Source organism: Pseudomonas sp. MF06569 (genome assembly GCF_059862735.1).
In genome coordinates, this window is sequence record NZ_JCBCUZ010000056.1 from 1 (window position 1) to 6,441 (window position 6,441).

General features: G+C 52.8%; 7 protein-coding genes and 1 pseudogene. 5 read left to right on the top strand and 3 right to left on the bottom strand.

Annotated features, from left to right (window positions below):
• Positions 1-259 (top strand): hypothetical protein (locus tag AC19YQ_RS24620; RefSeq protein WP_500596150.1); only part of this gene is annotated, 259 nt, incomplete at its 5' end.
• Here the strand turns inward: AC19YQ_RS24620 and tnpC are convergent.
• Positions 239-1,792 (bottom strand): IS66 family transposase, encoded by a 1,554-nt coding sequence (tnpC, locus tag AC19YQ_RS24625; RefSeq protein ID WP_500596151.1) that lies wholly within the window; start codon positions 1,790-1,792, stop codon positions 239-241. The genes AC19YQ_RS24620 and tnpC overlap by 21 nt on opposite strands.
• Positions 1,793-1,809: 17 nt before the next feature.
• Positions 1,810-2,169, bottom strand: coding sequence for an IS66 family insertion sequence element accessory protein TnpB (gene tnpB / locus AC19YQ_RS24630; protein WP_500596152.1), 360 nt, complete (start codon positions 2,167-2,169; stop codon positions 1,810-1,812).
• A gap of 61 nt (positions 2,170-2,230) precedes the next feature.
• Here tnpB and AC19YQ_RS24635 point away from each other — a divergent pair, with 61 nt between their 5' ends.
• The 4 genes from AC19YQ_RS24635 to AC19YQ_RS24650 all read left to right on the top strand — a co-directional run bounded on the left by AC19YQ_RS24635 (position 2,231) and on the right by AC19YQ_RS24650 (position 5,103).
• Positions 2,231-2,668, top strand: a complete 438-nt coding sequence (locus tag AC19YQ_RS24635) for a hypothetical protein (protein WP_500596153.1) — start codon at positions 2,231-2,233, stop codon at positions 2,666-2,668.
• 138 nt (positions 2,669-2,806) lie between these two features.
• The gene (locus AC19YQ_RS24640; RefSeq protein WP_500596154.1) at positions 2,807-3,541 is read left to right on the top strand and encodes a DarT ssDNA thymidine ADP-ribosyltransferase family protein; all 735 of its coding nucleotides are present in this window, start codon (positions 2,807-2,809) and stop codon (positions 3,539-3,541) included.
• Positions 3,541-4,242 carry a DarT1-associated NADAR antitoxin family protein gene (locus tag AC19YQ_RS24645; RefSeq protein WP_500596155.1) on the top strand — a complete coding sequence of 234 codons (702 nt, stop codon included), beginning with the start codon at positions 3,541-3,543 and terminating at the stop codon, positions 4,240-4,242. Before AC19YQ_RS24640 ends, AC19YQ_RS24645 begins: the two co-directional genes overlap by 1 nt.
• 216 nt (positions 4,243-4,458) lie before the next feature.
• A complete protein-coding gene (locus AC19YQ_RS24650; RefSeq protein WP_219261390.1) occupies positions 4,459-5,103 on the top strand; it encodes a T3SS effector cysteine hydrolase SpvD family protein in 645 nt (214 codons plus the stop codon).
• 291 nt (positions 5,104-5,394) lie between these two features.
• Here AC19YQ_RS24650 and AC19YQ_RS24655 read toward each other — a convergent pair.
• A pseudogene (locus AC19YQ_RS24655) lies at positions 5,395-6,110 on the bottom strand (trypsin-like peptidase domain-containing protein).
• Between the last annotated feature and the right edge of the window lie 331 nt (positions 6,111-6,441).

Below are 6,441 nucleotides of genomic sequence, written 5' to 3' on the forward strand. Positions count from 1 at the left end.
TAACACGGAGAAATGGGCTGACAAGCTCGCCAAGGCGGCGCGTACGGGATATTTCGCGGTCAATAGCGCCAAATTCAGCGGGATTTTCAACTTACTGCGCGGTTGCGGCAAGTTGATCGGAGCTTCCCTAGTAAAAAGTCGTCAAATCGTGACGATTCATGATATGAGTACTTTTGACTGCCCTCAATTTTTTGTATGCGATCCATTAACCCCACCTACTTCAGGATGGGGTAACGGTTTAGCGTGGCATTTCCGGTGAGCAGTTCCACGGCAGTAAGGCCTCAAAGTCCTCTACCGACTGCGCATGCGGGAGCCGTTCAAGTACGTGGCGCAGCCACGTATAGGGTTCTTGGCCGTTGACCTTTGCGGTCTCGACCAAGCTGTAGATCTGGGCACTGGCGGTCGCACCCTTGGGCGTATCACTGAACAGCCATGCCTTGCGCCCTATAACAAACGGTTTTATTGCGCGCTCGGCTCTATTGTTGTCTATGGGTAAAAAACCAGCCTCCACGTATCGCTCCAGCCGGCTCCAATTGTTGGCCAGATAATTAACAGCCTTACCCAGTACGCTTTGCGGTGTCACTTGGGGCTGCGTTTTTTCCAGCCAGCCTTTCAACTGGGCCAGGATCGGTAAGCTCTTTTCCTGACGGACGATAAAGCGCTGTTCATCGCTGGCGTCCTTGAGTTCTCGCTCGATGCCGTACAGCTTGTTGATCATCGTCAGCGCGATATCAGCACGTCCCGTCTTACCCTTGGGCTGCACTTTTTGCGCGTCGACGAACTTGCGTCGGGCATGGGCCATGCACGCCAGACGCTCCACACCGGGTTGCAACGCCAGCGCGTTATAACCCGCGTAATCATCGGTCATCACATAGCCGCGATAATCGGCGAGCAGGCGCAGTGGCACTTCCTGCGCACGGCTGGACGTGTAGTCAAACAACACGACTTTTCGATCCGGTGGCCCACTGGCCTGTACCCACATCCAGGATTGGCTGGTCGGGTCTCGTCCCGGCTCCTTCAGTACCTGGACGCGGGTTTCATCGCAATGGATGACCGGACTTTCCAGTAATCGGTCGCGCATCAGATTCAGTAGTGGCTGTAAATGCTCGCCGCACTGGATTACCCAGCGCGCCAAGGTCTGGCGCGGGATATCGATGCCATGTCGGCTGAGTACCGTCTCGAAGCGATGCAACGGCAGGCCGTCTACATACTTGGTCGTCAACAACATGGCCAACACGCTCGGGCTGGCCATGCTCTTTTCGATCAATTGAGCCGGCTTGTCAGCAGTCACCGGAGCCAACTCACAACCACGGCAGCCGTAGACTTTACGGATGTGCTTAATCACCCGGATCTGCATCGGTACGATGTCCAGCTGCTCGCTGGTTTCTTCGCCGATAGCATGTTTGCGGCAACCGCAGGCACAGGTCAGTTCGTGTTCGGGCAGTTCGTGGATGACTTCGATACGCGGCAGTTCAGCCGACAGCAGTTTGCGCTTGCCACGACGCGGGGCTGGAGCAACGACTTCCTCTTCTGCATCGCCGACGATGGGCATCGGCTCGCTTTCGGGTTCGTTGAACAAGGCCAGTTGTGGTGTGTTGGGCTCAACCGTTTGCTCGGATTTACGACCAAATATACGGTCGCGCAGCAACTTGATCTGCTCTTTAAGATCCACGATATGGATCTGGTAAGCCTCTTTGACTTCTTGATCACGCGCACGCGCTTCGTACGTCTCAAGCAGCATCTGCTTGAGAAGCACTGGGTCATCAGGAAGGTTGTCGGGCACAGATCGCATGCACTGGATTATACCCGTCAGGTGACGAATCTTGGAGTTAAAACCTTGTGAGGACGGTTGCGCCAGAGATCAAAACCATCCAGTAGCCAGTTCAGCTCCTGAACCGTCAGCACGATAGCCTCGTCCACCTCATCGGGTGAAATTTTGAAACGCTCGGACTCCAAGCGCTTGAGCCAAAGACAAAAGCCGTTGCGCTCCCAGTAGAGGATTTTCACTCGATTACGGTGACGATTCAGAAAAACAAAAAGCACGGGATCGAATACGGCGACTTTGATATCCAGCTCGACTAGGGCGGCCAGGCCGTCGATGGATTTTCGAAAGTCCACGGGCTTGGGATAAAGGTAGACCTTTTCGACTTTGGCGTCGGGTCGCATCATGACGTGCTGGCTCCTGAGAGAATTCGGGAGCACAGCTTCGGGGATCAACTGCTGGCTTTGAATGTGGGGTTCATGGCGCGCTTACGCTTTTCTTCGCTCCCTCGATTCGCTAAACACTGCCATTACGTCCTTCAGCGACTCGGTATCCTTGAGTCTTGACATCCAAAAAGCTACCGCCTCCCTGGAAGCAGTCATTTTCACGGAGAAGCTCTGGACTGAAAAAGCGTTGGAGCGCGCGCAAAGCGCCTTGAAACTGGACGCCTGGCGCCAGGAACATGGCGAGAAAGCCTGGGCGCACTACCAGCAAGCCCATGCCCAGTTCACAAAGGCGCTTGAATCCAGCACAACAGTCGCCGTGACAGCACCTTCACCTGTGTGGGCGATTCCGGATTTTTCCTGCGTACTCATCGCTGGCGATTCCCCTCTGACGACCGCCTTAGAGGCCAAAAAACGCCAGCTCCAACACGAACGTGACACGTTTTTCAGCGATATCGTTTAGCAGGTCTGGTCGAACGTACCCCTTCGCACTGCACTGCGTGATGAGCTGTGCAAGCTGGGGGGACATGACACCTGGGACTGCATTTCCCGCAAAGCTGAGCAGGGCAACAAACCGTTGGCGCGGCTTACGTTCGGGGCCGTGCTGGGCAAGATTCAGGCATCAAGTGCTGGCCTCCAGGAGCCGGAGACACAGAGTCGCGGGCTCACCGCATACATTCCCGGATTCCTGCGCAAGCAAGAACTGGAGACACGGGTGCGCGCCCTTGAACTGCCCTATCTGATTCATTTCACACGCGTCGAGAATTTGCCTTCGATCATGCAGCATGGTCTGTGCCCCATCACTACTCTCACCGACCAGAACATCGACTTCAGGTTTAACGACCATCTGCGCCTCGATGGGCGCCCAAACGCCACTTGCCTGTCTATCGGCCATCCCAACGACAAGATGTTCGCCAGTTATCGCTGGAAGAGCCCCGAGCAAGGCTGGGCTGTACTTGTGATTGATCGCTGCGTTTTATGGTCACTGGATACGGCGTTCTGCAATCACAATGCGGCAGATAACCGTATTCGCCAACAGCCACTGGTAGACCTGAAGACGGTCGCGGCTTTCGACAACCTGTTCAGTCCCCAGAGCAACTTGCCTTCTCGAGAAGAAAACAGACTTCTGCCCTGGGACCCCTCCGATGTTCAAGCCGAAGTTTTAGTGTTCGACACATTACTGCCGACGTTTATCAACAGTGTGATTTTCAGTGACCCGAGCAGCCTGCAAAAGTATAAAGACTGCGTAGCAGACAAGCCTGTGCACATACACACTGAAAGCCGTGGCTTTCTCGGCGCACGAACTTATGCGCGCAAATCCGGATGGACTTATTGATGGCCAGCAGACCCGTTTTTATCCCTGCCCCTGACGGGCAAACGCTCGTGAGCACTCAGATCGTAGACTTCCAGTGGTTTGCAGGTCTCTCCGTGTCTCAGAAACAAAAATCCATCACCTCACTTCACCAGGCGGCACATGCATTGCCAGGCATCGGTAAAGTGCTGGAGGTCTCCACAAAATCCCCTGAGCGTCTCGGCGCTGCACTCAGCGCTTTTAATCTTGCCTTTGATAGCTCGATGCTCGGTCACCCTTTGAGTGTCGAGTGCGCCTTCCAGGGCAGCAAGGTATTCGAACAAGGCGGCCCTTTTACCGACATTTATGCAGTGACCTCCAGTGAGGCAAAGCGTGACGAACGGCTACGCCTGTCAGGAAGGCTCACAAGCTTTGACTTCGCGAACGTTCAATGGCCACTGGAGCCGCAGACAGCTTTTTACGACTGGCTATACATCAGCGCCCTAAAACATCGAAGGGACCTGGCGGATCAACTGTCCGAATACTCTGCATTCACTGACATTGAGTTCAGCCCGCAAAAATCCATTAATTGCCAGGCCTACTCAGTTGCGCTTTTCGTGTCCCTGCAAAAAAGAAATTGCCTTGAACAGGCCACCGCATCACCCGCGGCATTTCTAAGTTACCTGGCGTCCAGGCCTGTTGTGAATGCGCGCCAGGATGACGTGTCTCAAGGTCAGCTGTTCTGAGTGTGCCCGGCATTTCTGTTCGCATGGCGGCGGTCGAGCTAACCATCAAGCCGGGTATCCATGCTCCCCGCAGGCTTTGGGGGCCTGAGAATCACACATCAACAGTGCGCCCCCTAATGATTTAACTTTTGGTTACGATGACACGTATCGAAGCCGCTTGAGGTGTGATGAACTCTAGCCCCCCTGGTGCAGAGCCGTCTTGAGCCGGATACCTCCATGATAAAATTCAGCAGTGTTGTGCGAGAAGGATACCCTGACAGGCTCTCCGGATTTGTAGAAAGAACGGTTGAGGATAATGATACTCACGATGTATTAAGGATCAGGCAATCCTTGCATGTTGAATCCCGCGCGCAGTCTTTGCCAGAGCAACTGAGTCTCAGTGATCTGAAGCGTATTGCTGAGTTTGCGAACTTTACAACACTGCATTACTCGGCCAATTGTGCGCTGCTGGCAGCCTGTGTTCATTACAACATAGAGAAAGGCGCCTCCCTTCTTAGTGCCAAAAATACGACATCGCCTTATATGGGCATGGACCCCGATATCGTCGCGAAGGTTATTTTCGGAAAGGCACTCAATGCTTCCCGTGACCTGTACTCGCTTGAGGAAGTCGATAACGAAGTCCTTAGAAGGTACGATATCAACGGTAATAAATCCTGTATTGTCGGTGCACAGAACTACAGAATCCCCCTCATTGGCGAGACTGGACATGACTTCAATGCTGTTGTGTTACTGGACTCGCACAACAAACCCTATGTTCAATATCTAGATGCCTGGAAAACGTCCAACACCACCCCGGACAGAGCAACGTTTGAGCACCATTTCCCCCTGGGCGCGATCTTTACCGTTCGCTCCTGCACGTAATTCACCAAATGTTCGAGATGAGCCACTCAGTTAAATTTGTCTTGTTGTGGCTAAAATCTATGGAGGCGCGCACAAGCTCGGCGAATACGTGTTTCAGGAGGTCCAGGGTTGTGCCAGAAACCGTCAATACTCCTGTACTCATGGGCTGTCAGTAGCTCCGCCCGGCGCTGCACAAAAAGGAGCGGGCCGGGTCTGCAAGCCCGTCACCTGTTAACTGGAACTTCCGCCCTTAACATATATAAGAACGCACTCACTCAAATAGTGTTTGCAGCAGATAAATAATTTCACTATTTATTTGGCATTTATGTTCAGCGGTTTCAAACCCAACTCAGGGCAGAAATCAGTTTTCGGGGTCGGTCCTATCGGGCGAGTGTCGTGATTAAGCTGAGCCTGGAACAATCTCCACTCACGCGCAATAATGGAGTAAGGGACAAAGATACTCACCCTCTCCGCACCTCTTAAATCGGTCTGAGCAGGTATATCGTATGGTGTGACCGAGTAGTAACCTTCATTAATACCAACCACACTTCCGTCAACGCCGATGACCGGCCCACCCGACATCCCTTTAATCACTGGGGCATCGTGAATACCATATAGATCACCGCTATTTTCTTTTACATTGAGGAAGGGCGTTTGATACACCTTACCCTTGCCCGTGGTCGTCATCATATAGGGACTTACCCCCACGGCCGTTATGTCTTCACCCAGACACGGCGCTCGCCATGTAGGGTAACTGCCGTCTGCTTTGTGCTTGATGAAGGCGAGGTCACAGCCTGTACTGCAGGAGTATGCAATATCGGGCAAGAATGGAGTATGCCTGGTCGTTACAGCGTATTCATCGTTCCACTGCACTGCACTGCCGAGGCCGTATATAGAAACGGTGCTGGAAAGCCTGAGTAGACCACAAAGTATGTGTCGTTGAATTGTCCCGATAAATCGGGTTTGACGAAGCCGTTGCATCCTGCAGTGGAAAGTGCTATTAGCACAATACTAATCATCTTGATCATTATAAATGATCGGCTCTTAGAAATAATGCAGTCGAGTGTTATTGTCAGTATTTTGACAGCGTTGGGATAGCGCCTGAATCATCTGCTTTAGTGGTCGCTGCATTACTTATAGTCGAGTTTTAATAATATGAATGTCTAAATTCAGCTGGGGGCTATCTGAAAAGTTGCGGACTCTAGGTATATGAGGGCGCTTGCGAGATCGAACTAGTGTCGTGAGCGGTTAGTTTATTTTCTAACGTACAACGATATACTGTGCACCCCTCGCCCCGAGATGGTTCCAGGCATGCCTCGTCCAATTGCTCCCTTTGCACTGCAGCCCGCCGACGTTCTT

Excerpts from the sequence above, each read along its gene's own strand:
- AC19YQ_RS24635 (WP_500596153.1), top strand. The coding sequence starts at position 2,231 with ATGTGGGGTTCATGGCGCGCTTACGCTTTTCTTCGCTCCCTCGATTCG.
- tnpB (WP_500596152.1), bottom strand. The coding sequence starts at position 2,169 with ATGATGCGACCCGACGCCAAAGTCGAAAAGGTCTACCTTTATCCCAAG.
- AC19YQ_RS24645 (WP_500596155.1), top strand. The coding sequence starts at position 3,541 with ATGGCCAGCAGACCCGTTTTTATCCCTGCCCCTGACGGGCAAACGCTC.
- AC19YQ_RS24650 (WP_219261390.1), top strand. The coding sequence starts at position 4,459 with ATGATAAAATTCAGCAGTGTTGTGCGAGAAGGATACCCTGACAGGCTC.
- tnpC (WP_500596151.1), bottom strand. The coding sequence starts at position 1,792 with ATGCGATCTGTGCCCGACAACCTTCCTGATGACCCAGTGCTTCTCAAG.